Annotated in this window: 21 protein-coding genes; 14 read left to right on the forward strand and 7 right to left on the reverse strand. The window is 61.2% G+C overall.

Annotated elements, in window-relative coordinates; all coding sequences use genetic code 11:
• Window positions 1-135: 135 nt before the first annotated feature.
• On the reverse strand, window positions 136-1,584 hold the full coding sequence (locus tag HU762_RS20590; RefSeq protein WP_186640124.1) for a transglycosylase SLT domain-containing protein: 1,449 nt from the start codon (window positions 1,582-1,584) through the stop codon (window positions 136-138).
• Between the two features lie 99 nt (window positions 1,585-1,683).
• Complete coding sequence (gloB, locus tag HU762_RS20595) at window positions 1,684-2,451, reverse strand: hydroxyacylglutathione hydrolase (protein ID WP_186640126.1); 768 nt, start codon at window positions 2,449-2,451, stop codon at window positions 1,684-1,686.
• A 65-nt stretch (window positions 2,452-2,516) separates the two neighbouring features.
• Here gloB and HU762_RS20600 point away from each other — a divergent pair, with 65 nt between their 5' ends.
• The 4 genes from HU762_RS20600 (at window position 2,517) to HU762_RS20615 (ending at window position 5,491) form a co-directional block, all read left to right on the forward strand.
• Window positions 2,517-3,275, forward strand: coding sequence for a methyltransferase domain-containing protein (locus HU762_RS20600; protein ID WP_186614963.1), 759 nt, complete (start codon window positions 2,517-2,519; stop codon window positions 3,273-3,275).
• Window positions 3,276-3,364: 89 nt separating this feature from the next.
• Window positions 3,365-3,817 carry a ribonuclease HI gene (gene rnhA, locus HU762_RS20605; RefSeq protein ID WP_003180633.1) on the forward strand — a complete coding sequence of 151 codons (453 nt, stop codon included), beginning with the start codon at window positions 3,365-3,367 and terminating at the stop codon, window positions 3,815-3,817.
• A gap of 125 nt (window positions 3,818-3,942) precedes the next feature.
• Complete coding sequence (gene dnaQ, locus HU762_RS20610) at window positions 3,943-4,704, forward strand: DNA polymerase III subunit epsilon (protein ID WP_186614965.1); 762 nt, start codon at window positions 3,943-3,945, stop codon at window positions 4,702-4,704.
• 172 nt (window positions 4,705-4,876) lie between these two features.
• Window positions 4,877-5,491, forward strand: a complete 615-nt coding sequence (locus tag HU762_RS20615) for a GNAT family N-acetyltransferase (RefSeq protein ID WP_186640128.1) — start codon at window positions 4,877-4,879, stop codon at window positions 5,489-5,491.
• On the opposite strand, the gene HU762_RS20620 is transcribed toward HU762_RS20615, so the two are convergent.
• Together HU762_RS20620 and HU762_RS20625 are read right to left on the reverse strand one after the other, a co-directional pair.
• Window positions 5,457-6,350, reverse strand: a complete 894-nt coding sequence (locus tag HU762_RS20620; RefSeq protein WP_186640130.1) for a LysR substrate-binding domain-containing protein — start codon at window positions 6,348-6,350, stop codon at window positions 5,457-5,459. The two genes, HU762_RS20615 and HU762_RS20620, sit on opposite strands and share 35 nt — an antisense overlap.
• Window positions 6,351-6,438: 88 nt before the next feature.
• A complete protein-coding gene (locus HU762_RS20625; protein WP_186640132.1) occupies window positions 6,439-6,669 on the reverse strand; it encodes a hypothetical protein in 231 nt (76 codons plus the stop codon).
• Window positions 6,670-6,855: 186 nt separating this feature from the next.
• Between HU762_RS20625 and HU762_RS20630 the strand changes: the two genes are divergently transcribed.
• Both HU762_RS20630 and HU762_RS20635 read left to right on the forward strand, forming a co-directional pair.
• Complete coding sequence (locus HU762_RS20630) at window positions 6,856-7,413, forward strand: NAD(P)H-dependent oxidoreductase (protein WP_186640134.1); 558 nt, start codon at window positions 6,856-6,858, stop codon at window positions 7,411-7,413.
• A 189-nt stretch (window positions 7,414-7,602) separates the two neighbouring features.
• Window positions 7,603-8,886: an arsenic transporter gene (locus HU762_RS20635; RefSeq protein WP_186640136.1), complete on the forward strand. Its 1,284-nt coding sequence runs from the start codon at window positions 7,603-7,605 to the stop codon at window positions 8,884-8,886.
• 47 nt (window positions 8,887-8,933) lie between these two features.
• Here the strand turns inward: HU762_RS20635 and HU762_RS20640 are convergent, their stop codons facing one another.
• Window positions 8,934-9,899 carry a DUF1853 family protein gene (locus HU762_RS20640; protein ID WP_186640138.1) on the reverse strand — a complete coding sequence of 322 codons (966 nt, stop codon included), beginning with the start codon at window positions 9,897-9,899 and terminating at the stop codon, window positions 8,934-8,936.
• 105 nt (window positions 9,900-10,004) lie between these two features.
• Between HU762_RS20640 and HU762_RS20645 the strand changes: the two genes are divergently transcribed.
• From HU762_RS20645 to HU762_RS20680, 8 genes are all read left to right on the forward strand, one after another.
• Window positions 10,005-10,895, forward strand: a complete 891-nt coding sequence (locus HU762_RS20645) for an NAD(+) kinase (RefSeq protein ID WP_003180647.1) — start codon at window positions 10,005-10,007, stop codon at window positions 10,893-10,895.
• The gene (locus HU762_RS20650) at window positions 10,892-11,866 is read left to right on the forward strand and encodes a metallophosphoesterase (protein WP_186640229.1); all 975 of its coding nucleotides are present in this window, start codon (window positions 10,892-10,894) and stop codon (window positions 11,864-11,866) included. The genes HU762_RS20645 and HU762_RS20650 overlap by 4 nt, the downstream gene beginning before the upstream one ends.
• Window positions 11,863-12,735 carry a rhomboid family intramembrane serine protease gene (locus tag HU762_RS20655; protein ID WP_186640140.1) on the forward strand — a complete coding sequence of 291 codons (873 nt, stop codon included), beginning with the start codon at window positions 11,863-11,865 and terminating at the stop codon, window positions 12,733-12,735. Before HU762_RS20650 ends, HU762_RS20655 begins: the two co-directional genes overlap by 4 nt.
• A gap of 45 nt (window positions 12,736-12,780) precedes the next feature.
• Entirely contained in the window at window positions 12,781-13,041 is a 261-nt protein-coding gene (locus HU762_RS20660; protein WP_186640141.1) for a DUF1315 family protein, read from the forward strand.
• Complete coding sequence (locus HU762_RS20665) at window positions 13,038-13,868, forward strand: DUF2797 domain-containing protein (RefSeq protein WP_186640142.1); 831 nt, start codon at window positions 13,038-13,040, stop codon at window positions 13,866-13,868. The genes HU762_RS20660 and HU762_RS20665 overlap by 4 nt, the downstream gene beginning before the upstream one ends.
• Before the next feature lie 13 nt (window positions 13,869-13,881).
• The gene (pepN, locus tag HU762_RS20670; RefSeq protein WP_186640144.1) at window positions 13,882-16,539 is read left to right on the forward strand and encodes an aminopeptidase N; all 2,658 of its coding nucleotides are present in this window, start codon (window positions 13,882-13,884) and stop codon (window positions 16,537-16,539) included.
• A gap of 355 nt (window positions 16,540-16,894) precedes the next feature.
• The gene (locus tag HU762_RS20675; RefSeq protein ID WP_186640145.1) at window positions 16,895-17,947 is read left to right on the forward strand and encodes a YCF48-related protein; all 1,053 of its coding nucleotides are present in this window, start codon (window positions 16,895-16,897) and stop codon (window positions 17,945-17,947) included.
• Between the two features lie 43 nt (window positions 17,948-17,990).
• The gene (locus tag HU762_RS20680; protein WP_186640147.1) at window positions 17,991-20,366 is read left to right on the forward strand and encodes an RND family transporter; all 2,376 of its coding nucleotides are present in this window, start codon (window positions 17,991-17,993) and stop codon (window positions 20,364-20,366) included.
• Between the two features lie 71 nt (window positions 20,367-20,437).
• Here the strand turns inward: HU762_RS20680 and HU762_RS20685 are convergent, their stop codons facing one another.
• Both HU762_RS20685 and HU762_RS20690 read right to left on the reverse strand, forming a co-directional pair.
• Window positions 20,438-25,108 (reverse strand): DUF6543 domain-containing protein, encoded by a 4,671-nt coding sequence (locus HU762_RS20685; RefSeq protein WP_186640148.1) that lies wholly within the window; start codon window positions 25,106-25,108, stop codon window positions 20,438-20,440.
• Between the two features lie 167 nt (window positions 25,109-25,275).
• Complete coding sequence (locus tag HU762_RS20690) at window positions 25,276-25,995, reverse strand: FadR/GntR family transcriptional regulator (RefSeq protein ID WP_186640150.1); 720 nt, start codon at window positions 25,993-25,995, stop codon at window positions 25,276-25,278.
• Between the last annotated feature and the right edge of the window lie 65 nt (window positions 25,996-26,060).

Raw genomic sequence — 26,060 nt, forward strand, 5'->3', positions numbered from 1 at the left:
TCCCCGTTGGGGCGCGAAGCGGCCCTAGAACCTGACAACTCGGTGTATCAGATAGATCCAGGGGGGGCTGCTTCGCAGCCCAGCGGGGATAAATCCCCTCGCCACAACAAGCCCCCAGCCACCGGAGCCCCGGTGTCAATGCGGGGAATAGACCGTCAGCATCTGCCCAGGCTTGAGCGCCTTGCCCATTCGTGGGTTCCAGCGCTTGAGGTGCTGCATCTCGACATTGAAGCGTTTGGCGACGACATACAGCGAGTCGCCTTGCTTGACCTTGTACTGAGTCTGCTTCTTTTGTTCCTTGCCCTTGGCGGCCACGACCGTATTGATGCGCTTGCCGTTAGCCTTTGTAGCCCTGGTGTCTTGCATCACCAGGGTCTGGCCGACCTTGAGCTTGTTGCCGCTGAGCTTGTTCCAGCGTTGCAGGTCCTTGGTCTGGACCTTGTTGGCCTTGGCGATCTGCGCCAGGTTGTCGCCGCGCTTGACGCGGTAGGTGCGCCTGGCACCTTCCACGTCGCTGTCTTCGGCGGTTTCGAAAACCGGTTTGAGCGAACGCGGGCTGATCAGTTCTTCCGGGCGCATCGTCGACAGGCTGGCGGTCAGCAACTGCGCCTTGGACGTCGGCACGAGCAAATGCTGCGGGCCATCGATGGTGGTGCGCTGCTTGAAGGCCGGGTTGAGCTGGAACAGTTCGTCTTCGTCGATGTTCGCGACCGCGGCGACCTTGGACAGGTCCATGCGCTGGTTGATCTCGACGACCTGGAAGTAAGGTTCGTTGGCGATCGGGTTGAGATTCACGCCATAGGCATCGGGGGACAGCACCACCTGGGACAGCGCCAGCAGCTTCGGCACATAGGCCTGGGTCTCGCTGGGCAACGGCAGGTTCCAGTAGTCGGTGGGCAGGCCCAGTTTCTCGTTGCGCTCGATGGCCCGGCTGACGGTGCCCTCACCGGCGTTGTACGCCGCCAGCGCCAGCAGCCAGTCGCCGTTGAACATGTCATGCAGGCGCGTCAGGTAGTCCATGGCGGCCGTGGTGGAAGCAGTGATATCGCGACGCCCGTCGTAGAAGCGGGTCTGGCGCAGGTTGAAATAACGCCCCGTGGACGGGATGAACTGCCACAGCCCCACTGCGTTGGCCCGGGAGTAAGCCATGGGGTTGTAGGCGCTTTCGATCACCGGCAGCAGCGCCAGCTCCAGCGGCATGTTGCGTTCTTCAAGTCGCTCGACAATGTAATGGATGTACAGGCTGCCACGCTCGCCGGCGTTCTCCAGGAAGGACGGGTTGCTGGCGAACCATAGGCGCTGTTGTTCGATGCGCGGGTTGACGCCGGCGGTTTCCTGGAGCTGGAAACCCTGGCGCATGCGTTCCCACACGTCCTGGGGCACCTGGGGGGTGGGCTTCTCGGTGAGCCAAACCGGCTTCTGCTTGGCCCGCGCAGCGATTTTCGGCGTATGCGCAACATCGGCCTGCGGAACCTGGCCGCTGCTCTGACAGCCCGCCAGCGTGGCGGACACAGCCACCGCGATGGCTTGAGCCAAGCGGGTCAATGTGTCTGACTGGACGGACCTACGGATAGATGACGACATTGGCTGGAAGTAAGTTCCGGGCAAAAATGTCGGCCGATTCTAGGAAGCGCACCCCAACAGGTCAACCATTCAGAATTTTTGTATCAATCGATAGCTGCCTTAGAACTTATCTTTCCACGCCCTCAAGGCCGCAAAAACCTCACTCGGCGTCTGGTTACGCTGGCCGTTCCGTTCGTCTGCTTTTTGTTTAACGGATGTTTCAGCGGTGCGCAAAAAAGGATTGGTGAGTTTTTCCAGGGCCAGGGTCGAAGGCAGTGTGATGACGCCTTGGTCGCGTTGCTGGATGACTTTTTCCAGGCGGGCGGCAATGTCCGGGTTCGCTGGCTCGACCGCTGCGGCGAACTTCAGGTTGCTCAGGGTATATTCATGGGTGCAATAGACCAGGGTATCTTCAGGCAGCGCGGCAAGTCGGCCCAGAGAGTGGTGCATCTGTTGTGGCGTACCTTCGAAAAGCCTGCCGCAGCCAGCGGCGAACAGCGTGTCGCCACAGAACAGCAGGCCGCGGTGGTAATAGGCGATATGCCCCAACGTGTGCCCGGGGACGGCGTAGACGTCGAAATCCAGGCCGAGCACGTTGACGTTGGCGTTGTCCTCCAGGGCCACGTCCCGCGCCGGGATGTTCTCGCTGGCAGGGCCGTACACGGTGGCGTTGGTCGCGTTTCTCAGCGCCTGGACACCGCCGACGTGGTCATGATGATGGTGGGTGACCAGGATGTCGCTCAAGACCCAGCCGGGATGCGCGTCGAGCCAGGCCTGGACGGGGGCGGCGTCGCCCGGGTCGACCACGGCGCAGTGCCGGGTCGAGTGATCCTGTAACAACCAAATGTAGTTATCGGTAAACGCGGGCAGGGCAGTGATCTGTATCATCGCGGAATTCGCCAAGCTCAAAACAAAGGCGCATCTTAGAACTTCCTGGCGCGTTGGAGAATGCAATGACCGATGAAGCGTTCGCTCAGGCCGATCCTGAATGGCTGGCACTGATCAGCTCCGCCCGTGAATGGCTATCCGGCCCGGTTGGGCAATTCTTGCTGGAAGAAGAACGACGTATGCTCGAAGACGAGCTGGGCCGGTTCTTTGGCGGTTATCTGGTGCATTACGGTCCCTCGGCGCAGACACCGCCTTCGGCGCCGCAGGTCCAGCGCAACGTTCGCCTGGGCGCGCCGTTGCCTGGCGTGGAGATTGTCTGTGAAGAGCAGGCCTGGCCGTTGAGCGAGCACGCCGCCGACGTGGTGGTGATGCAGCACGGCCTGGATTTCTGCTTGTCGCCCCATGGTTTGTTGCGAGAAGCCGCCAGCAGCGTACGTCCCGGCGGGCACTTGGTGATCATTGGGATCAATCCGTGGAGCAGTTGGGGGCTGCGGCATGTCTTTGCCAGCGACGCGTTGCGCCAGGCCCGTTGCATTTCGGCCTCGCGGGTAGGCGACTGGCTGAACCTGCTGGGCTTCGCGCTGGAGAAACGCCGCTTCGGGTGCTATCGTCCGCCGCTTGCGTCGCCCAAGTGGCAGGCCCGTCTGGCCGGCTGGGAGCGCAAGGCCGGTGACTGGCAACTGTCCGGCGGCGGCTTCTATTTATTGGTCGCGCGCAAGATCGCAGTCGGCTTGCGCCCGGTGCGCCAGGCGCGACGCGAACCGATGGGCAAGCTGATTCCCTTGCCGATGGCCAAGGTCAATCGCCGTCACATCGAGCCGTAACCCTTTTCTGATGGTTCTTGCCGGCATTCGGCTTCGGGCGTCGATCGCTCCCGACCGGCAGGCCTTTGCAATTTTTTGGATAGATTGGCATGAGCGATAGCGTAGAACTTTTCACTGATGGCGCCTGCAAGGGCAATCCCGGCCCGGGCGGCTGGGGTGCGTTGCTGGTGTGCAAGGGCGTGGAAAAGGAGCTCTGGGGCGGCGAAGCCAACACCACCAACAACCGCATGGAACTGATGGGCGCCATTCGCGGCCTGGAAGAACTCAAGCGGTCATGCGACGTGCTGTTGGTGACCGACTCGCAGTATGTGATGAAAGGCATCAACGAGTGGATGGCGAACTGGAAGAAGCGCGGCTGGAAGACGGCGGCGAAGGAGCCGGTCAAAAACGCTGATCTTTGGAAACTCCTGGATGAGCAAGTCAACCGTCATAACGTCACCTGGAAATGGGTGCGCGGTCATATCGGTCACCACGGAAACGAGCGGGCCGACCAGTTGGCCAACCGAGGGGTGGATGAAGTGCGCGGTTACAAGCAGGCTTGATCCGGGCCTCGTCAGTCTGGCCAGGATTAAACTGTGGCCACAAAAAGCAGGCTTCGGCTCATCCTTACGTGAGCGTGTTAACATCCGCGCTTTTGCAAGACTGTCCGTTGAGAGCTGAACACTAGATGGCCAACAGATCTGTAGTACTGGATACCGAAACCACCGGCATGCCGGTGACCGACGGTCACCGGATTATCGAAATCGGCTGTGTCGAGCTGATGGGTCGGCGCCTGACCGGCCGTCACTTTCACGTTTACCTGCAACCGGACCGCGAAAGCGACGAAGGCGCCATCGGCGTGCACGGCATCACCAACGAATTCCTGGTGGGCAAGCCGCGTTTCGCCGAGGTGGCCGATGAGTTCTTCGAATTCATCCAGGGCGCGCAACTGATCATTCATAACGCGGCGTTCGACGTCGGGTTCATCAACAATGAATTCGCCCTGATGGGTCAGCATGACCGGGCGGATATCACCCAGCATTGCACCATCCTCGACACCTTGATGATGGCCCGGGAGCGGCACCCCGGACAGCGCAACAGCCTCGATGCCCTGTGCAAGCGCTACGGCGTCGACAACTCCGGTCGTGAACTGCACGGCGCCTTGCTCGACTCCGAGATTCTCGCTGACGTCTACCTGACCATGACCGGCGGCCAGACCAGCCTGTCCCTGGCCGGCAACGCTTCGGACGGCAACGGCACCGGTGAAGGTTCGGGTAACCAGGCGACCGAAATTCGTCGTCTGCCTGCGGACCGCAAGCCGGCCCGGATCATCCGTGCCAGCGAAAGCGATTTGGCTGAGCATGCCGCACGTCTGGAAGCCATCGCCAAGTCGGCCGGTGCCCCGGCATTGTGGACGCAATTGGCCGAGGCGCAGGCTGCGGCCAACTGATGCACCGCCCACGGGTTCGGTCATGTCAATCTCGCGACAATCGCCAGTCTCTTCTAACCTGAAGTGAAGGCAGGCCATGGATACCCGCTTTGATGTGTGAAGTTTCGAGAGGCAAGGGCAATGGATGGCACGACGCCGTTGGTTGTCTCAAGGAATGAGGACGTTCCCCAGCATGCAACCGGTCATGAACCCCAAGCACCCCGGCCTGTCGGTGCGCGTCGTCGATGATGGCTTCGCGGCCTACATCTGGGGCAGCGACTTCAGTTTCGAGGTCAGTGTCTACGGCGCGGCGCAGATCGGTCGGCCCGTGGATCAATGGCCCGTGACGCCCATCGTTCCGTATCGCAAGTGCTACGGCATCGATCCGGAAGAGTTCAGCAGCTTTCGCGACGCGCCGGACAGCGAAATCTTCATGGCTTATCTGGATGACCAGCCGGTGGGGCATCTGGTCGTCAGTACCAACTGGAACGGTTACGCCCACATCGACGAATTAGCGGTGCATGCCCCGGCTCGCCGGCATGGCGTAGCCAAGGCCCTGCTCGATGTCGCCCAGTTCTGGAGTCGCAAGAAAAAACTGCCGGGCATCATGCTGGAAACCCAGAACAACAATCTGGGCGCCTGCCGGCTCTACGAGCGTTGCGGCTATGTGCTGGGAGGAATCGACCACCTGCGCTATCGCGGCATCGATCGGCACACCGCCGAAGTGGCGTTGTTCTGGTACCGGTTGTTCGACGATCCGCTGGGCATGACCGTCAGTGGTTCAGCAACGCCTCGGCTTGTTCCGTAACCCGCTCCAGCAATGATTGCACTGTCGGTGAAGGCGGCGCGCCGTTCAGGCTCAGTGCATAAAGACAGATGGGAACGGCCGGCGACACCGGGCAAATGTCCAGCCCGCTGCCTTTGGCCCCGGAGGCGGTGAACGGGTCGACAATGGCCAGGCCTTCCCCAGCCTCGACCATCGCACGCATCATCTGGTGGGTCTGCACGCGGATCTGCACCAGCGGTGCCGGCCGTAGCGCCGCCAGCTTATGGTCGAATACCGGGCTCAGCGGATCGTGGCCCTCGAGCCCGACCAGCGATTGGCCCGCCAGATCCTGAAGCGAAATGTATTTTTGCCGCGGTTGCAGCCAGCCGTGGGGCGCGAGCAATTGCAGTTTGCCTTGGGCGATCATCTGGCAGTGGATGTCGGGATGTTCGGGATCGTGCAGGCTCAGGCCCAGGTCGCTTTCACGCAGCAGCAGGCTCTTGACGATGTCGCGTGTCGGTTGGCTGAGCAGCGTGCAAGGCGCATCTGGATGGCGCCTGCGCAGGGCGGCGATGCTCAGGGGCAGCAGCTGTTGGGCCAGCGGCGGGGTGCAGATGATGCGCAGGGGCGGCGCCTGATAATGTTTCAGGCTGCTGGCCAGCCGCTGTATCGGTTCGAGGGTGTCGTACAGTCGCGTGATGCCTTCGCGCAACTCCAGGGTTTCTCGAGTGGCCTGCAACCGTCCGCGTACGCTGGCGAACAGCATGAAACCGAGCTGGGCCTCCGCGTCGCGCAGGATCGACTCGACTTCGACCGCCGGCAATTGCAGCCATTCAGCCGCTGTACCGAGATGGCCGGTCTGCAGCAGCGCCTGGATCACTTCGATGTGGCGTAAACGCATGCAAGAAGTCCGTATTAGGCAGGTAAGCCATTGAGTGGCTGAATCCTAACCCAATTGCGGGTGCGACTTCTGCTCATCGAACCTGAGGTTATGAGGCTATCTGTGTTTCAGGTTCGCGGGTCAGTTCGACACCGGACTGCACCAGGACAAACGTGCCCTCAGGGTTTTTGTTGACTCGGTCGCCAATCGCCAGCTTATAGGTGATGACATCCTTGCCACTGCCGTCTGGCGACGGGTCTGATTCTTGGAATTCATGCACCGAATAGACGCGACCTTCGGCGTCCCGTGCATGAAATTGTCCGACAAGTACTGCTGCCATTGCTTAGAACCTCTGGAAATAGATCACTCGATTTGCGGTTCTGTAGACCTTGATCAAGTGCGGTAAGTTTTCCTACATGAAAAAAATAGTCCGGCCGGAAGGTTTTCGACGTTCCATTGGTCCAATTGTGGTGCCGATCATCTATAACTACAGGCTCCCTTTTATCCGACAGTCGAGAAGCCTCTCATGAGTAATGTCTACACAGTGGCCGTTTTAGTGGGCAGCCTGCGCAAGGCATCGATCAACCGTAAGGTTGCGCTGGCCCTGGCCGACATGGCCCCGTCTCATCTGAAACTGGAAATTGTCGAAATCGGCGAGCTGCCGCTCTACAACGAAGACATCGACGTAACGCCGCCAGCGGCCTACACCACGTTTCGCCAGCAGGTGGGCGCTGCCGATGCGCTGTTGTTCGTCACGCCCGAATACAACCGCTCGGTGCCCGCTCCGCTGAAAAACGCCATCGATGTCGGCTCGCGTCCCTACGGCAAAAGTTGCCTGAGCGGCAAGCCTGGCGCGGTCTTCAGCGCATCGCCCGGCGCCATCGGCGGTTTTGGTGCCAACCACCATTTGCGCCAGTCCCTGGTGTTTCTCGATGTGCCTTGCATGCAGCAACCTGAAGCTTACCTGAGTGGCGCGGGAACTGCCTTCGACGAAGCCGGTAACCTGTCGGAATCTGTACGACCGTTCCTGCAGAAATTCATCGATGCCTATGGCCAGTGGGTCGAGCAGCACAAGAAGGTTTGATCTCGACAGTACGGTAGATCCCGTGGCGAGGGAGCTTGCTCCCTCGCCACGGGGGCGTATTGCAATGCCGAAGCGACCGGCGCCAAGGGCAATGGGTCTACTACCGTTTGCACGCCATGGCCGATCGTCCGGTGGCGCGCTGTTGCTGACGCTTTCTTTCAAACCGTTTTACTCCCAAGGTTGTTGCGCATGCTTCTCGCGTCGTTGATTTTCCTGCTGACCATAACGTTGGTGATCTGGCAGCCCAAAGGGCTGGGTGTCGGCTGGAGCGCCATGCTCGGCGCGCTGTTGGCGTTGCTGAGCGGGGTGGTGCAGGTCGGTGATATCGCCTTGGTGTGGCACATCATCTGGAACGCCACCGGCACGTTTGTTGCGCTGATCATCATCAGCCTGTTGCTGGACGAGGCCGGCTTTTTTGCCTGGGCCGCCCTGCATGTGGCCCGATGGGGGCGAGGCAGCGGACGCAAGCTGTTCGCATTCATGGTGCTGCTCGGGGCACTGGTGTCGGCGCTGTTCGCCAACGACGGCGCGGCGCTGATCCTGACGCCCATCGTGATTTCGATGTTGCTGGCTTTGCGGTTCTCCCCGGCGGCGACCCTCGCGTTCGTCATGGGTGCCGGTTTCATCGCCGATACCGCGAGCCTGCCGTTGGTGGTGTCGAACCTGGTGAACATCGTCTCGGCGGACTTCTTCGGCATTGGCTTCAACCGCTACGCGGCGGTGATGGTGCCGGTGAACCTGGTCAGCGTGGCGGCGAGCCTGGCGATCTTGTTGTGGTTCTTTCGCCACGACATCCCCCGTGACTATGACCCTGATCAGTTGGACGATCCCGCAACGGCGATCCACGACAAGGCCACGTTTTATGCAGGTTGGGCGGTGCTGGTGATCCTGCTGCTGGGTTGCTTTGCCCTGGAGCCGCTGGGGATTCCCATCAGCGCGATCTCGGCGGTCTGCGCCGCATTGTTGTTGGCTGTCGCGGCTCGCGGTCACAAGATCTCTACTCGCAAGGCGATGAAAGAAGCGCCGTGGCAGATCGTGATCTTCTCCTTGGGCATGTACCTGGTGGTCTATGGCCTGCGCAACGCCGGGCTGACCGACTATCTGGCCCAGTGGCTCGACGCCTTCGCCGGCTACGGTGTGTGGGGCGCGGCCATGGGCACCGGCTTGCTGACGGCGTTGCTCTCATCGGTGATGAACAACCTGCCGACGGTACTGATCGGTGCCTTGTCCATCGACGCCAGCCAGGCCACCGGTGTGGTGAAGGAAGCGATGATCTATGCCAACGTCATCGGCAGCGACCTGGGTCCGAAAATCACCCCGATTGGCAGCCTGGCGACGTTGCTGTGGCTGCATGTGCTGGCGCGCAAGAACATCCAGATCGGTTGGGGTTATTACTTCAAGGTCGGGATCGTCCTGACGGTGCCGGTGTTGCTGGTGACGTTGGCGGCGCTGGCGGTGCGGCTGTCCTTCTAGACCGAGTCGGACGCATCGCGCGAGCAGGCGTTCAGCCGGGCGGGCGCTTAGCCATTGCCCGGCACATCCGGCCACAGATCCGCCACCAGGAATGCCCGTTCGGCTTCCTCCCACTCGCCCTTGGCATTTTCCGTCAGGCGCACCATCAGTTGCGCGGGCGCCATGGGGTCGAGGGTCGCTCGCCAAGCGTCCAGTTGCGCGGCGGTCCAGGTCTGGTCCGCCGGGTAATGCGCCGGGGCCAACCAGGCCGCGCGGGGCAGGGGTTGCCAGCGGCCTGGCGGGCGCTGGGCGACGAATCCGAGCCAATCTCGTTGGTGCAGCCACCGGCCGCGCAAGTGCCTGGGATGAGCACCGCTGGGTGGTTCGGCCTCGCCTGGCCAGGGGTAAAGCAAATAACCGCCGAGCCACAGGTGCGAGCGAAATGACTCGATGCCCGAGTGTTCGATGCCCAGCGCTGCCAGGGCTTCGCGACTCTCCGGACGTGCCGAGATCGGCAGTTGATGCTCGCGCAGGTGCGCCAGCTTGCGGTCGAGCCGGTCATGGCAGCCCGGGCCAAGCCATTGCGCGGTATCGAGCCCGTTACCGTGCTGTGGCCCGAGGTACAGCTTGATCGCAAGTTCCAAGTGATGAACCCCTTCGCCATCGCGCAGCAACAGGTCCAGCTCGCCCAGCGTATGGCCTTCGCGGCGGATCGGCAGGTTCGCTGCGATCAACTCGATCCCCGGTGCGTGCTGCACGGCAAACTGCCACAGCCTTTCGTAATACAGGCCCAGGCGCCTCGTCCGCCCTTGGGACAGGCACTGCAGGAGTGGATAGCTGTCGCGGTCCAATTGTCGCAGCCAATCTTCCAGTCGATAGGGCTGTTGCACCCAATCACTGCCCGCCAGCGGATGGCGCTGGGGCCAAGGCGGGTCGATGAGCATCGGCGGGGCGACGATCACCCACGCCAGGTCGCGCACTTCGGGATGGTGCAGGCGGCGGGGCAGGTCCAGCAATTCAGGGAACAGGATCATCTTGCGAGCATAGCCGTTGCGCCGGAGGCTTAAAGAATTTTGTCTATGGAGCGCTTTCGCCCATAATCGTGTTTTTCGCCCGCCGCAGACCTTCGCAGGAGCCTCATGGAGCAATTTCGCAATATCGGCATCATCGGTCGCCTGGGCAGTTCGCAGGTGCTGGACACCGTTCGCCGTCTCAAGCGCTTCCTCCTGGAGCGGCACCTGCACGTGATCCTCGAAGATACCATCGCCGAAGTGCTGCCGGGCCACGGCCTGCAGACTTCGTCGCGCAAGATGCTCGGCGAAGTCTGCGACATGGTCATCGTGGTCGGTGGCGACGGCAGCTTGCTGGGCGCCGCCCGGGCACTGGCCCGGCATAATATTCCGGTGCTGGGGATCAATCGTGGCAGCCTGGGTTTCTTGACCGATATCCGCCCTGACGAGCTGGAAATCAAGGTCGCCGAGGTGCTCGACGGCCATTACCTGGTGGAAAACCGCTTCCTGCTGCAAGCCGAGGTGCGTCGTCACGCCGAGGCCATCGGCCAGGGCGACGCGCTCAACGACGTGGTGCTGCACCCCGGCAAATCCACGCGCATGATCGAGTTCGAGCTGTATATCGACGGCCAGTTCGTCTGCAGCCAGAAGGCCGACGGCCTGATCGTCGCCACGCCGACCGGTTCCACCGCGTATGCACTGTCTGCCGGCGGGCCGATCATGCACCCCAAGCTCGACGCTATTGTGATTGTGCCGATGTACCCCCATACCTTGTCTGGGCGACCCATCGTGGTCGATGGCAACAGTGAGCTGAAAATCGTCGTGTCCAAGGATATGCAGATCTACCCGCAAGTGTCCTGTGACGGCCAGAACCATTTCACCTGCGCGCCAGGTGACACCATCACCGTCAGCAAGAAAGCGCAGAAGCTGCGCCTGATCCACCCGCTGGACCACAATTACTACGAAGTCTGCCGGACCAAGCTCGGCTGGGGCAGTCGGTTGGGGGGTGGAGGCGACTGATGCTCGATCCCGCGCGCAGTTACGATCTGATCGGCGACGTGCACGGATGCGCCTTGACGCTGGAACACCTGCTGGACCGACTCGGTTACCACAAGCAGGGCGGGGTCTGGCGGCATCCGTCGCGCATGGCCGTGTTCCTTGGCGACATCATTGACCGGGGTCCGCGGATTCGCGAGGCGCTGCACATCGTCCACGACATGGTCCAGGCCGGCCAGGCGTTGTGCATCATGGGCAACCATGAGTTCAACGCCCTGGGCTGGAGCACACCGGCGTTGCCGGGCAGCGGCCAGCGCTACGTGCGCGAACACACGCCGCGACACGCACGCCTGCTCAACGAAACCCTGAGTCAATTCGAGCAACATCCGGGCGACTGGCAGGATTTCCTCAAGTGGTTCTACGAGCTACCGCTGTTTATCGACGCCGGGCGCTTCCGGGTTGTGCACGCCTGCTGGGACGCCGGCCTGATCGAGCCGTTGCGGGGTTTGTTCCCCAATGGCTGCGTCGACGAGCATTTTCTCCAGGCCTCGGCTGAATCGGGCAGTTTCGCCTGTACCGTGTTCGACCGTTTGCTGCGCGGTACCGATATGCGCTTGCCCCATGGCATGACCCTTACAGGCGGCGATGGTCTGACCCGCTCGTTTTTTCGCACCAAATTCTGGGAAGACAACCCGCAGACCTACGGCGACATCGTGTTCCAACCCGATGCGCTGCCCGAACCGGTGGCCCGCACACCGTTGTCCCCGGATGAAAAGAACAACCTGCTGCGCTATGGCGTCGACGAGCCGTTGTTGTTCGTCGGGCATTACTGGCGCAGCGGCAAACCTGCGCCGCTGCGTCCGAACCTGGCCTGCCTGGATTACAGCGCCGTGCTCTATGGCAAGCTGGTCGCCTATCGACTCGACCAGGAAACCCGCCTGGATCCGCACAAGTTCGTCTGGGTCGATGTCGAACGGCCGGAGGTTGTGCGATGAGTGTCGTCGCGGTTTTGCGCCTGCCCCTGGCAGTCGACCTGAGCGGCTTCGTCAAGCTGCTGCAACGCATGCAAGTGCCCCATCGCGTCAGCGAAGAGGCGGGCGAGCAAGTGCTTTGGGTGCCGGATGAAATCAGCGAAGACGTGCGTTCGCTCTATGCCCGTTTTCCCGCTGGCGATCCGGACCAGCAGTTGGAGCTTCCAGCCTCCGGCCGCACCTCGACTCGCCCCGGGTTTGTCCAGCAACTGAAGGCCAGCCCGATCACCGCGCTGGTGTTGTTGTCGAGCCTGATCGTCGCGGCCGTGACCCTGCTGGGTGAAAACCTCGAGACGTTGCGCTGGCTGACCTTCCTTGAATTTCGCGTGGTCGGTGACTACATCCAGTTCACCCCGCTGGGCGACAGCCTGGCGGCGGGACAGTGGTGGCGCCTGGTAACACCGATGCTGGTTCACTTCGGTTTCCTGCACATCGCCATGAATGGCATGTGGTACTGGGAGCTGGGGCGCAGGATCGAAGCGCGCCAGGGAGGTATCAACCTGTTGGGGCTGACGCTGCTGTTCAGCCTCGTGTCGAATTTCGCCCAGTACGTGTTCAGTGGCGCGACGCTGTTCGGCGGGCTGTCCGGGGTGCTATACGGCCTGCTGGGGCATTGCTGGATTTACCAACTGCTCGCACCGAACCCGGCCTATCACTTGCCCCGTGGGGTGCTGGTGATGATGCTGGTGTGGTTGCTGTTGTGCCTGTCCGGGCTGGTCTCGCTGATCGGTTTCGGTGAAATCGCCAATGCGGCCCACGTCGGCGGGCTGCTCGTCGGCTGCTTCACGGGTTTGTTGGGCGGGCTGTTCGCTCGCCGTAAAATGGCCCTTTGACCGGCGCCTGTGCCTTTTGACAATGCGCGTTTGCGCGGAGAACCCATGTCTTCCTTTAACGAAATGATCAAGAACATCACCCCCGATATCTACCGCAGCCTGAAGCTGGCCGTGGAAATCGGTAAATGGGCCGATGGCAACAAGCTCACCGCCGAGCAACGCGAACTGTCGCTGCAGGCGATGATCGCCTGGGAAATCCAGAACCTGCCCGAGGAAGAGCGCACCGGCTACATGGGCCCGCAGGAATGCCAGTCGAAAGCGACCGAAGTGCCGAATATCCTGTTCAAATCGGACGCCATCCATTGATCGAGATTGGCCGCGGTGCAATCAGCAAGATGTCGGCACGCCTTGACGGGCCGAACGTTCAATACGCCTTTCGCCTGGGCGACGTCGAGGTGCCGGTCAATCCATTGATCGGCAGCACGATCCGCCTGGAATACCTCGGTGCGATCCACTGCACCCACTGCGGACGCCGGACCAAGACCAGTTTCAGCCAGGGTTATTGCTACCCCTGTATGACCAAGCTGGCCCAGTGCGACCTGTGCATCATGAGCCCGGAACGTTGCCATTTCGAGGCGGGCACTTGCCGGGATCCGGCCTGGGGCGAGCAGTTCTGCATGACCGATCATGTGGTCTACCTGGCCAACTCCTCAGGCGTGAAAGTCGGCATCACCCGTGCCACGCAGTTGCCGACCCGCTGGCTGGACCAGGGCGCGAGCCAGGCGTTGCCGATCCTGCGAGTGGCGACCCGGCAGCAGTCGGGCTTTGTCGAAGACCTGTTTCGCAGCCAAGTGGCGGACAAGACCAACTGGCGGGCCTTGCTCAAGGGCGACGCCGTCGCGGTGGATTTGCCACGGATTCGTGATTCACTGTTTGAAAGCTGCGCCCAAGGCCTGCAGGGTTTGCAGGAACGATTCGGCCTGCAGGCGATCCAGACCATAGCGGACGTCGAACCGGTCGAGATCCGTTACCCGGTGGAGCAATATCCGGCCAAGATCGTCAGCTTCAACCTGGACAAGAACCCGATCGCCGAAGGCACGCTGCTGGGAATCAAGGGCCAGTATCTGATTTTCGACACCGGCGTGATCAATATTCGTAAATACACGGCTTACCAGCTCGCCGTGCATCAGTAGAAGGATTCGACCCATGCGCACCGAACAACCGAAGATGATTTACCTGAAGGACTATCAGGCACCCGAATACCTGATCGACGAGACGCACCTGACCTTCGAGCTGTTCGAGGACCACAGCCTGGTCCATGCGCAACTGGTGATGCGCCGCAATCCCGAGCGCGGTGCCGGGCTGCCGCCGTTGGTGCTCGATGGCCAGCAGTTGGAGCTGTTGTCGATCAAGCTCGACGACGCCGACCTGGGGCAGGGCGACTATCAACTCGACGATAGCCACCTGACCTTGCAGCCCAAGGCCCAGGCGTTCACGCTCGACACCACCGTGCGCATCCATCCGGAAACCAACACCGCCCTGGAAGGCCTGTACAAATCCGGCAGCATGTTCTGCACCCAGTGCGAGGCCGAAGGTTTCCGCAAGATCACCTATTACCTTGACCGTCCGGACGTAATGAGCAAGTTCACCACCACGGTGGTGGCTGAACAGCACAGCTATCCGGTGCTGCTGTCCAACGGCAACCCAATCGCCAGCGGTCCTGGCGAAGACGGGCGGCACTGGGCGACCTGGGAAGACCCGTTCAAGAAACCGGCCTACCTGTTTGCCCTGGTGGCCGGTGACCTGTGGTGCGTCGAAGACACCTTCACCACCATGACCGAGCGCACCGTGGCGCTGCGCATCTACGTCGAGCCGGAAAACATCGACAAGTGCCAGCACGCCATGTCCAGCCTGAAGAAGTCGATGCGCTGGGACGAAGAGGTGTACGGGCGCGAATACGACCTGGACATCTTCATGATTGTCGCGGTCAACGATTTCAACATGGGCGCCATGGAGAACAAGGGCCTCAACATCTTCAACTCCAGCGCCGTGCTGGCCCGGGCCGAAACCGCCACCGACGCCGCGCACCAGCGGGTCGAGGCGATTGTCGCCCACGAATATTTCCATAACTGGTCGGGCAACCGCGTGACCTGCCGGGACTGGTTCCAGCTGTCGCTCAAGGAAGGCTTCACGGTGTTCCGCGATGCTGGCTTTTCGGCGGACATGAATTCCGCGACCGTCAAGCGCATCCAGGACGTGGCTTACCTGCGTACCCACCAGTTCGCCGAGGACGCTGGGCCCATGGCCCACCCGGTGCGTCCGGACAGCTTCATCGAGATCTCCAACTTCTACACCCTGACCGTGTACGAGAAGGGCTCGGAAGTGGTCGGCATGATCCACACACTGTTGGGGCCTGAGGGTTTTCGCAAGGGCAGCGACCTGTACTTCGAGCGCCACGATGGCCAGGCCGTAACCTGCGACGATTTCATCAAGGCCATGGAAGATGCCAACGGTGTCGACCTGAGCCAGTTCAAGCGCTGGTACAGCCAGGCCGGCACGCCACGGCTGGCGGTGAGCGAGTCCTACGACGCCGCGGCCAAGATCTACAGCCTGACCTTCCGCCAGAGCTGTCCGCCGACGCCGGACAAGATTGAAAAACTGCCGTTCGTGATTCCCGTGGAACTGGGCCTGTTGGACAGCAAGGGCGCCGAGATCCCGTTGCGCCTGGCCGATGAGGCGGCGGCGAACGGCACCACCCGAGTGATCTCGGTCACCGAAGCCGAGCAGACGTTCACATTCGTAGACGTTACCGAGAAACCTTTGCCGTCGCTGCTGCGCGGTTTCTCGGCGCCGGTGAAGCTGAGCTTCCCGTATGATCGCGACCAGTTGATGTTCCTGATGCAGCACGACAGCGATGGCTTCAACCGCTGGGACGCCGGCCAGCAGCTATCGGTGCAGGTGTTGCAGGAATTGATCGGCCAGCATCAGAAGGGCCAGGGCCTGGTGCTCGATCCGCGGCTGGTCAGCGCGTTGCGCGCCGTCCTGTCGGACGAATCCCTGGACCAGGCGATGGTCGCGGAAATGCTCTCGCTGCCAAGCGAAGCCTACCTGACCGAAATCAGTGAGGTGGCGGACGTCGAGGCGATCCACGCCGCCCGCGAATTTGCCCGCCGGCAGTTGGCCGAGAGCCTGTTCGAGGCGTTGTGGCTGCGCTATGAAGCCAACCGCGACCTGTCCAAGCGCACGCCATACGTGGCCGAGGCCGAGCACTTCGCTCGGCGCGCGCTGCAAAACATCGCCCTGTCGTACCTGATGCTGACGGACAAGCCCGAGGTGCTGAGCGCGACCCTGGAACAGTTCGACACCGCCGACAACATGACCGAGCGCCTGACCGCGCTGGCGGTGCTGGTGAATTCGCCATACGAAGCCGAAAAAGCCAAGGCGCTGGAAGTGTTCGCGGAAAACTTCAAGGGCAACCCGCTGGTCATGGATCAGTGGTTCAGCGTCCAGGCCGGCAGCCCGCTGCCGGGTGGGCTGGCGCGAGTCAAGGCGCTGATGGAGCACCCGGCGTTCAATATCAAGAACCCGAACAAGGTACGGGCGCTGGTGGGCGCGTTTGCCGGGCAGAACCTGATCAACTTCCACGCAGCCGACGGCTCGGGTTATCGCTTCCTGGCGGACCTGGTGATCGAGCTCAACGGCTTCAACCCGCAGATCGCCTCGCGGCAACTGGCGCCGCTGACTCGCTGGCGCAAGTACGACAGCGCCCGCCAGGCGCTGATGAAGGCCGAGCTGGAGCGCATCCTGGCGTCCGGCGGGCTTTCCGCCGATGTGTTCGAGGTGGTGAGCAAGAGCCTGGCGTGACCGGATTCGCGTTGCCTTTGTGGCGAGGGAGCTTGCTCCCGCTGGCCTGCGAAGCAGGCCCGATCTTGATTCATTTCGCCATAAAAGGCGTGTGAACCAAGATCAGGGAGTCCTTCGGCCTCCAGCGGGAGCAAGCTCCCTCGCCACATCCATCACCCTCACGAATGTCTTCTGATTCACCCTTGGCCGATACCCCCGTGGTTAACAAAAGATAACGTGGCGTCGATTGTCAGACCTTTCGAAAGCCCGATACGATAGGTTCCGCTTGCGAGTGGCTCTAGATTGCAGGTTTCAGGGCTATGCTCCAAGACTGGCAACGTATCACGCCATAACAATAATAATGGGGGAAAGGTCTATGAATGAGCCTGTCATGGCTGTGGGCCGCTGCCGGCCGCCGTTGCTGCGCCGAGTGGCGTTGCTGGCCTCGGTGCTCTCGCTGCTGGGCTCTGCCGTCTTGTCGGCACCGGTGCTGGCGGTCGCGGCATCGACGTCCGATGTCATCTACTCCGTCGAATCGGCCAAGGCCAGCAAGACCCTGATGCTCGATGTGGTCCACGCCGGGCCGCGCCTGGTGGCGGTCGGCGACCGTGGGCATATCGTCTATTCCGATGACCAGGGCAAGACCTGGACCCAGGCCAAGGTGCCGACTCGCCAACTGCTCACCGCGGTGTTTTTCGTCGACGACAAACACGGCTGGGCCGTCGGGCACGACGCGCAGATCCTCGCCAGCGACGACGGTGGCAGTACCTGGACCAAGCAATTCGAAGACCTCACCCGCGAAGCGCCGTTGCTGGACGTCTGGTTCAAGGACGCCAGCCATGGTCTTGCGGTGGGCGCCTACGGTGCGTTGTACGAAACCACCGATGGCGGCAAGCACTGGGCCGACGTCAGTGACCGCCTCGACAACGAAGACCAATTCCATCTCAACGCCTTGACGGCCGTGAAAGACGCCGGGCTGTTCATCGTCGGCGAAGCCGGCAGCATGTTCCGATCCCCCGACTGGGGACAGACCTGGGAAAAGCTCGAAGGCCCGTATGAGGGCTCGCTGTTTGGCGTGATTGGCACCGCCCAGCCTTCGACACTGTTGGCCTATGGCCTGCGCGGCAACCTCTACCGCTCCACCGATTTCGGCGATACCTGGGAGCAGGTCGAACTCAAGGCCGCCCGTGGCGCGTTGGAGTTCGGTTTGTCGGGAAGCACGCTTCTGTCGGACGGCTCGATCGTGATCGTCGGCAACGGCGGCAGTGTGGTGCGCAGCACCGATGACGGCGTGACCTTCAGCGTGTTCAACCGCCCGGATCGTATTTCGGTGGCGGCGGTCACGGCGGCGGGCAACGGCAACCTGATCCTGGCGGGACAGGGCGGCGTTCGCGCCACCACGTCCTCGGGCGCCGAATTGAGCAAATGAGCCGGGCCTGTCAGACGGGCACAATAACAAGAAGGCGGACCCCATGAGCAGTCATCACCAAGACAAGGCGACGTTTCTCGAACGCCTTATATTCAACAACCGCCCGGCAGTGATCATCATCTGCCTGCTGGTCAGCATTTTCCTGTTCTGGCAGGCCACGCTGATCCGGCCGTCCACCAGTTTCGAAAAAATGATCCCCCTCCAGCACCCCTTCATCGAGAAGATGCTCGAGCACCGCAATGACCTGGCGAACCTGGGCAACACGGTGCGGATTTCCGTGGAGGCCACCGACGGCGATATCTTTTCCAAGGACTACATGGAGACGCTGCGCCAGATCCACGACGAAGTGTTCTACATTTCGGGCGTCGACCGCTCCGGCCTGAAGTCACTCTGGAGCCCCAGCGTGCGCTGGACCGAGGTGACGGAAGAGGGCTTCGCCGGTGGCGAGGTGATTCCGCAGAGTTACAACGGCTCGGCCGAAAGCCTCGATCTTCTGCGCAACAACGTGCTCAAGTCCGGCCAGGTGGGGCGTCTTGTCGCCAACGATTTCAAGTCGAGCATCATCGATATCCCGCTGCTGGAGTCTTACCCGGACCCGCAGGACCAGGGCAAATTGCTCGCCTTGGACTACCGCAAGTTTTCCCACGAGCTTGAAGACAAGATCCGCAACAAGTTCGAAGCCCAGAATCCGAATGTGCAGATTCACATCGTCGGTTTCGCCAAGAAGGTCGGTGACCTGATCGATGGCTTGGTCATGGTGGTGCTGTTCTTCGGCGTGGCCTTCGTCATTACCCTGATCCTGCTGTACTGGTTCACCAACTGCATGCGCAGCACCGTCGCGGTGTTGAGCACAACGCTGGTGGCGGTGGTCTGGCAGTTGGGGTTGATGCACGCGGCCGGCTTCGGTCTCGATCCGTATTCGATGCTGGTGCCGTTCCTGATCTTCGCCATTGGCATTTCCCACGGCGTGCAGAAAATCAACGGCATCGCCTTGCAGTCCAGCGAGGCGGACAACGCCCTGACCGCCGCACGGCGCACCTTCCGCCAATTGTTCCTGCCGGGGATGATCGCCATCCTGGCCGATGCCGTCGGCTTCATTACCCTGTTGATCATCGACATCGGCGTGATCCGCGAGCTGGCCATCGGCGCGTCCATCGGGGTGGCGGTGATCGTGTTCACCAACCTGATCCTGCTGCCGGTGGCGATTTCCTACGTCGGCATCAGCAAGCGTGCCGTTGAGCGCAGCAAGAAAGACGCGACCCGCGAGCATCCGTTCTGGCGCCTGCTGTCGAATTTCGCCAGCGCCAAAGTCGCGCCGGTGTCGATTGCCCTGGCCGTGCTCGCCTTTGGCGGCGGCCTCTGGTACAGCCAGAACCTGAAGATTGGCGACTTGGACCAGGGGGCGCCGGAACTGCGTCCGGACTCGCGTTACAACCAGGACAACAATTTCATCATCAGCAACTATTCCACCAGTTCCGATGTGCTGGTGGTGATGGTCAAGACCAAGGCCGAAGGCTGCTCGCGCTACGAGGCCATGGCGCCTATCGACGAGCTGATGTGGAAGATGCAGAACACCGAGGGCGTGCAGTCGGCGATTTCCCTGGTGACCGTGTCCAAGCAAATGATCAAGGGCATGAACGAGGGCAACCTGAAATGGGAAACCTTGTCGCGCAACCCGGACGTGCTGAACAACTCCATTGCCCGGGCCGATGGCCTGTACAACAACAGCTGCTCCCTGGCGCCGGTGCTGGTGTTCCTCAACGATCACAAGGCCGAGACCCTGGACCGCGCCGTGAAGGCGGTGCAGGACTTCGCCAAGGAAAACAACCGCGATGGCCTGGAGTTCATCCTCGCCGCCGGTAACGCCGGGATCGAGGCGGCCACCAACGAAGTGATCAAGGAGTCGGAACTGACCATCCTGATCCTGGTGTACATCTGCGTGGCGACCATGTGCATGATCACCTTCCGTTCCTGGGCGGCGACGCTGTGCATCGTGTTGCCGCTGGTGCTGACGTCGGTGCTGGGCAACGCCCTGATGGCATTCATGGGCATTGGCGTGAAGGTCGCGACCTTACCGGTGGTAGCCTTGGGCGTGGGGATTGGCGTGGACTACGGCATCTACATCTACAGCCGCCTGGAAAGTTTCCTGCGGGCCGGCTTGCCGTTGCAGGAAGCCTATTACCAGACGCTCAAATCCACTGGTAAAGCGGTGCTATTCACCGGTCTGTGCCTGGCGATTGGTGTGTGCACCTGGATCTTCTCGGCCATCAAGTTCCAGGCCGACATGGGCTTGATGCTGACGTTCATGCTGCTGTGGAACATGTTCGGCGCGCTGTGGCTGCTGCCGGCGCTGGCGCGGTTCCTGATCAAGCCTGAGAAACTGGCGGGGCAGAAGGGCAATTCGTTGTTTGCCCATTGATGGGGTGTACTTCACTTGATTGATCGGCAAAAGCCGCAGCCCAGGGGCTGCGGCTTTTTCTTTCGTTGCGATCAGGGCGCCAACGGCAGGAACTTGTCGCTGGCCAGGGATTTGCCAATCTGCCCTCGGTGCACATCCATCACCGCGTAGGGGTTTTGCGCCTTGGCGAGCAGCGAATGGTAGTGTTCCCGGCGTTGCTCCCGGCTTTTCAGATGCGCGACGCTATAGTCGGCTTTTGGTGTATCAGCCGTTTCGTAGTGAAAGTGAGCGTACCAGAGGGGGGAGCCGTTACGGTCATTGACGGCATATTCCTGAAGGAAATCCATGCGGGCCCCTTTCAGGGCTTTGCGTTCGCCCAGGCGTGCGACCTGGATCAGGTTTTTTTCGAAAAGGAACCGCAGGTTGCCGTCGGTGGGCGGCAACAGCAGGCTCAACTCGGTGCGCAGGGCACTGCCCTTGGTCTTCAGCCTGGATATCGCCTCTGACAATTGACTAGCCAGCGCCTTTTCGGCCGGCGTGCGCGTGGCTTGCGACGCGGTGAAGGCCCTGTCGAGTTCGGTTGCGAGGGCGCTAAAGCGGTCCGCCTCATTGTTCATGATTTCCTCGATTTCCTGAGGATGGCGGCAGTGCTTCTTATAGCTTTCCACACGACGTAAACGTTCTTCCAACTGCTCCAGCAACTGGCGCGCATCACTTTTAATCGTCTTGACAGCTCTCGTCCTTGGCGCAGGAGTGGGGCGACGTTCTTCAACGACATCCCAGACCTCGTCGTGACGCGAATACGTGGCAATGACCTGGTCATCGACTTCGGAGCGCAGCTCGACGACCTCGATCGGCAAGACGGTGCCGGCTGGCTTGAGGTCGCCGATCAGCACGCCATTCTTGCGCGTCTTGATCACCTTTTTATTGGGGCGTCCCGAATTTACCTTGGGACGTTTTGGCCCGCGCTTGCGCGGCGTGGGTTCGGGTTTGACTTCGGCCGCCAGTTTCCGGGATACGTCGCTATACAGACTGTCGAGCAGCTTGATCAGTCTGTCGAAATAGGACTCGTTGATATCGTCGACATAGAGCGTTCGCATACCTTGCAGCGCGTCCAAGGCCTCGCCGTAGTGCTGGGTGAGGCTCGTCAGCACGTCCAATTGCTCCGAAGGGGACAGCTCATACGCTTGCAGATCAGCATGGGAGCGCATTTGCTCCGCCAACGGTGTGACGATGCGGTACAGGCTATCGGGTAAATCGGATGCCGGATTTTTGATTGCGAGCATGGGAAGTGCAGCCACCTGCAAGGCCTTTGCACCGATAACGTTTCTTTCATTGAGCGGACGACCCTGTGTCAGGCGTTCGAACGCTTGCGCCCCGATGGAGTCCAGGTTCAATAACTTTTCCAGGTACTCATCCTTGAGTTCCAGCCAATGGATTGCGCGGTCGTTGATATCGCTCATGGCATCAAGGTACGTCAGGTAGCCGTCCATATCGCTCATCACGACTCGCTCGACCAATTCCCCTGAAAAACCGGGGTGAGCCGCATTGAGTGCCTGCAATTGCGCTTCGACCACAAGCACGGCCTTGCGGGCGTTGTTGACTACATTTTCCATCAGCGCGCGGATACTTTCGGAGGGCAGGCCGATACCTAACCTGTCTCGTTCGGGCAGGCTGTCGAGCAATTTGAGATAGGCCTCGGTCTGCTCGTTGAGCAGGTCGTAAAACAGCTTGCGTCTCGGCGCGCGTTGCTCTTCGGTAAAGCCGGGTGTTTCTTCGAATCGCGTCATGACTTGCTGGGCGATGTCCAGCGCCTTGTCTCGTTTGTTCTCTTGCGCGAGGTAATCCGCCAGTTCATTGCTAAGGTCAGCGGCTTTTTTTGCATTGAGACGTCGCTGATTTTCCAGGCGCCTTGGCAGGGCTCCTCCCACCAGGCGCAAGCGCAAATCCAGTGTCCAGTTGCCGTCGAGGTCCGATTGCAACAGAGGCCCGATTTGTGTGGGATCGAGCGGATCGACAATCGAAGTGCCAGCCTCCGGATCCGGGTCGACCCGATACAGGTTTTCCTGGATTACCGCGTGCCATTTGTTGCCGATCACATACAGGCCCTTCAAGGGCCCATTCTTTATTGGTTCAGGCAACGTGGCGGGGCGTGGCACCTGCATGCCTCGTATGCGAGTGCGCTGTTCCGGGCTCAGGTTGTAGCGGGGGCTGCTGAACGCAAGGGCCAAATGCCTGCCGGAGGGTTCGCCGGGTAAGGTCACGGTTCCCTCGAAGACGCTGGGCGGGGGCGGCGCGGGCCATTGTTGTGCGACGACTCGTGGGGCGGGAGGGCGAAGAGCTCGCGTCTTGAGTGCGTCGGGCAGCGGTGAACGGGCGGGCAGCCGGGCGGCGCGTAACTGGCTTACCAGCATGGCCAGGTTTACCAGCACATCGACGGCGGCGAGTTCTCGGGTCGCCGGGTCCTGACTGACCAGGGCCGGAATATCCTGGCCAGCACTGGCCATCAGGCTCCATAGCCAGGCGACGGCCATGGCTGGACCACGCAATACCGGAAACAGGAACGCATTGAACAGCAGGCTGCCACCTTCGAGGAACACCGCCCAGCGGCTCTCGCGGTTAGAGACAGAGTTGCGGTCGGCCTGGGCGATCAGGGCTCGTGCGTTGCAGCCATACAGATACTGCATCAACTCGCCGTGGCGCTGGTATTGCAGCAACTCATCGTTGACGCCGTCGTCGGCGAGCGTCGCCGGGGCGGGCCGTTCGGGCAGGTTGAACTCGTCGCCCTGGAAAAAATGCAAGACGTGTGGCTCAAGGAAACCACCGTTGGCATACACCGCCCGTGCACCGTCGGACATCCAGGTCAGCACACTGTCTTGCAGATCCCCGGCGGTTGCGATGGCCTTTAACAGCGCCTGGCGCGTCGCAAACGCCAACAAGGAGGGTGTGTAAAGGGGACGATACAATATGTGCGGACCGGTTTGGGTGCCCTGTGCCTCGATGATGAACATATTGGCGACGATGTCAGGCGTAGCCTTGGGCTTGCGCAGGAAAGCCAAGTGCCGGATGAACACGGGACGACCGTCAACCCGTTGGTCGCCAGCGTCAGGTTGGAACAGTGTCTCAATGAGACGCAGCCCTTCGGGGGTCATGCCATTCTGGTTATCGAGCGCTTGCTGCAGTGCTTCAAGCATCAACTGCGCCGGGATCTGTTCAGCAAAAATTCTTTGGTACTGGCGCGCTTGAGACGAGTCGCTCAGCAGCTCCTGCTGAAGATAACGCGGATAGCTACTGCCTATATCCACCTGTTCGATCAGCCCGCCCTTGTCGGTGATGTAGCCGGGTGTCAACCACGCCGGTAAGGTCAGGCCCCGACGATGACTGAGCACCAGATAGCCGCTGGGGCGCGCGACCAGGTTATTGATGGCCAGTTGGGTCAGGCTCATGGTTTTTTTCTGGCTGATTCCGATGGTCCCGGGGTATCCCGTGGATAGAGTGAAGGTCAGTTGCACGTCGTCGGGTTGAAATTGCCCGGAATGGGCCCTGATCGGGCTGCTGCCGTTGGTTTTTTCCATCCGGGCGAACAAGGCATCTGCCGCAAAAGCGTTGATGTCCATCAGACGCGGACGCCCTTGACCGCGACTTCTGGCACCGGCGAGTGCCAGGCTGTATCGCTGGAATCTGGTCTGGTCCAGGAGGGACGCCTTTGCCAGCCATTCAGGCAGCAGTTGTGTCGAGAGGTCTGGCGCGAGGCGTGGGGCATCGTGCAGATAGCGGGCAGGATCGCTCAGTTCCTCGTAGAGCTTACTCACGTCCTTCTGTCCGATCCGAGAGGGTAACTGGACGGCTTTCAGGTCGGTCAGTTGCTGCTCCAGGATCATTGCGGCCTGGGTGTCGAAGGCATTGCCAGCGATCTCGTAGCGTTGGCAGATGACCGTGTCGACGGCGTAGCGATTGGCGATTCGTCCGGCCCAAAAGCTGTTGAAGGCTTCTATCGATTCGAAGGATTGCACGGCGCTGCCGGGGCAGCTCAGCAAAATGACCAGTCCATACCGTGTGTAATGCATCAGGAGGATGGCCATGCCGGGCAGCACGGTACTGGAGGCTCCGTAGGTGACGGTACTTTCCAAATGGTAGGCATAGACCGGTGGAAGATTGCGCTTGAAGCGCTCCTCACGGTCCGGCCAGCGGACGATCTGGTCCAGGGCGTCGCGCGCCGGTTCGGACAATCCCGGCTGTTGCAGCCCGTGGATATGCAGCATGTTCCTGAGGGTATCGCTGAGCCATTGCCAGCGGCTGGCGCGAGCATGGGGGACGGCCTGGGAGCGGGCAGCGATGTCGCCATTCCAATAATGGGTCAGTGCATCTTGCAGTCCGATGGGGACGCGCCAAGGCAGTTCAAGTACGCACTTTTCGACGAGCGCCATGTCCAGCCTTCCATCGGCTGGCCGAAGGCGTCGGGGCGGTGAGTCGGAAAGATAGCATTCAAGGATTCCCTGTGAACCAAAATCCACGGGCGTGCCGAGGGACAGGTAGTCGAGCACAAGCGGCATGAGCGCTTGGAAATTCCAACCTCGGACGATCGCATCGGGGCTGGCCAATTGTGTCTTGGCGAGGTCGATGACCAGCGAGGGGTATTTCGACTGGAGGGCGCGTTTAAGCTCTTGCTGGACGATCTGCTCGAAGGTCGGGCAGTCGGCGAATTGCAAGCTGACATTTTGCGCAAGCGCAGAGGGGCGGTCAGCCAAAGAGGGCGAGGTCATAAGACATCCTTTTCCTGATCTCATGGCCGTCGGGATGACGACGGGGCAAGTATCAGCGTCCCTTTGTATGGCGTGCGGTATATAAGTACCGCCTCTTCAAGCGCGAGTCATGCCGTCCTGGTCGACAGCGCTTTTTGAAGTTCCTGCGAGGGTGTTGAGTTGGGTGATCAGGCTGGGTCGCTGCCCAGCACCACGTTCAGCGCGCTACGGGCATCGTCCAGCTGCACCAGCGTGGCATGGCGAGCGCCGAGGGCGTCGCGGTTCTCGATGGCGGTGAGGATCGCTTTGTGTCGGGGCATCGCCAGCTCATGCAGGTTGGGCCGTTGGTTGGAATGCTTGAGCGCCTCGGCGATGGCCACCGACAGCATGTTGCACAAGTTGGCGAGCAGGTCGTTGTGGGTGGCGTCGGCGATGCGGCTGTGGAAGTCCAGGTCCGGTTGCAGCAGCGCCTCGGGGGTCGGAGCTGCTTCCATGCGCTGGTAGGCTTCGTTGATGGCCGCGATGTCTTCATCGGTGGCGAATTGCGCGGCGAGAGAAGCGGCGGCCGGCTCGATGATGCTGCGCACGCTGGTCAGCAGGTTGAAAAATTCATTTTGCGGGCTGCTTTGCATCAGCCAATGCAGCACATCGGGGTCGAGCATGTGCCATTCCCGACGCGGCTTGACCACCGTGCCCACGCGCGGTCGCGAATACACCAGGCCCTTGGCGACCAGCACCCGCGTGGCTTCGCGCAACACCGGACGGCTGACCGCATATTCTTCGCAGAGCAAGGCTTCGGCCGGCAGTTTGTCGTCGGGCTTGAAGCGCCCGGAGACGATCTGCATGCCCAGTTCCTGGACGATGCGCGCATGCATGCTTTTGCGGTCGGAGGGTTTGCGGTAATCCATGGGGCGCGGCGCGATCCTGTACGAGGGGGTGCCGCGCATGATAGCAGGCGCGGCGGGTATTCATC

The organism is Pseudomonas sp. SWRI92, from assembly GCF_014268685.1.
Taxonomy (GTDB): Bacteria; Pseudomonadota; Gammaproteobacteria; order Pseudomonadales; family Pseudomonadaceae; genus Aquipseudomonas; species Aquipseudomonas marvdashtae.

Excerpts from the sequence above, each read along its gene's own strand:
- HU762_RS20590 (WP_186640124.1), bottom strand. The coding sequence starts at position 1,584 with ATGTCGTCATCTATCCGTAGGTCCGTCCAGTCAGACACATTGACCCGC.
- gloB (WP_186640126.1), bottom strand. The coding sequence starts at position 2,451 with ATGATACAGATCACTGCCCTGCCCGCGTTTACCGATAACTACATTTGG.
- HU762_RS20600 (WP_186614963.1), top strand. The coding sequence starts at position 2,517 with ATGACCGATGAAGCGTTCGCTCAGGCCGATCCTGAATGGCTGGCACTG.
- rnhA (WP_003180633.1), top strand. The coding sequence starts at position 3,365 with ATGAGCGATAGCGTAGAACTTTTCACTGATGGCGCCTGCAAGGGCAAT.
- dnaQ (WP_186614965.1), top strand. The coding sequence starts at position 3,943 with ATGGCCAACAGATCTGTAGTACTGGATACCGAAACCACCGGCATGCCG.
- HU762_RS20615 (WP_186640128.1), top strand. The coding sequence starts at position 4,877 with ATGCAACCGGTCATGAACCCCAAGCACCCCGGCCTGTCGGTGCGCGTC.
- HU762_RS20620 (WP_186640130.1), bottom strand. The coding sequence starts at position 6,350 with ATGCGTTTACGCCACATCGAAGTGATCCAGGCGCTGCTGCAGACCGGC.
- HU762_RS20625 (WP_186640132.1), bottom strand. The coding sequence starts at position 6,669 with ATGGCAGCAGTACTTGTCGGACAATTTCATGCACGGGACGCCGAAGGT.
- HU762_RS20630 (WP_186640134.1), top strand. The coding sequence starts at position 6,856 with ATGAGTAATGTCTACACAGTGGCCGTTTTAGTGGGCAGCCTGCGCAAG.
- HU762_RS20635 (WP_186640136.1), top strand. The coding sequence starts at position 7,603 with ATGCTTCTCGCGTCGTTGATTTTCCTGCTGACCATAACGTTGGTGATC.
- HU762_RS20640 (WP_186640138.1), bottom strand. The coding sequence starts at position 9,899 with ATGATCCTGTTCCCTGAATTGCTGGACCTGCCCCGCCGCCTGCACCAT.
- HU762_RS20645 (WP_003180647.1), top strand. The coding sequence starts at position 10,005 with ATGGAGCAATTTCGCAATATCGGCATCATCGGTCGCCTGGGCAGTTCG.
- HU762_RS20655 (WP_186640140.1), top strand. The coding sequence starts at position 11,863 with ATGAGTGTCGTCGCGGTTTTGCGCCTGCCCCTGGCAGTCGACCTGAGC.
- HU762_RS20660 (WP_186640141.1), top strand. The coding sequence starts at position 12,781 with ATGTCTTCCTTTAACGAAATGATCAAGAACATCACCCCCGATATCTAC.
- pepN (WP_186640144.1), top strand. The coding sequence starts at position 13,882 with ATGCGCACCGAACAACCGAAGATGATTTACCTGAAGGACTATCAGGCA.
- HU762_RS20675 (WP_186640145.1), top strand. The coding sequence starts at position 16,895 with ATGAATGAGCCTGTCATGGCTGTGGGCCGCTGCCGGCCGCCGTTGCTG.
- HU762_RS20680 (WP_186640147.1), top strand. The coding sequence starts at position 17,991 with ATGAGCAGTCATCACCAAGACAAGGCGACGTTTCTCGAACGCCTTATA.
- HU762_RS20685 (WP_186640148.1), bottom strand. The coding sequence starts at position 25,108 with ATGACCTCGCCCTCTTTGGCTGACCGCCCCTCTGCGCTTGCGCAAAAT.
- HU762_RS20690 (WP_186640150.1), bottom strand. The coding sequence starts at position 25,995 with ATGGATTACCGCAAACCCTCCGACCGCAAAAGCATGCATGCGCGCATC.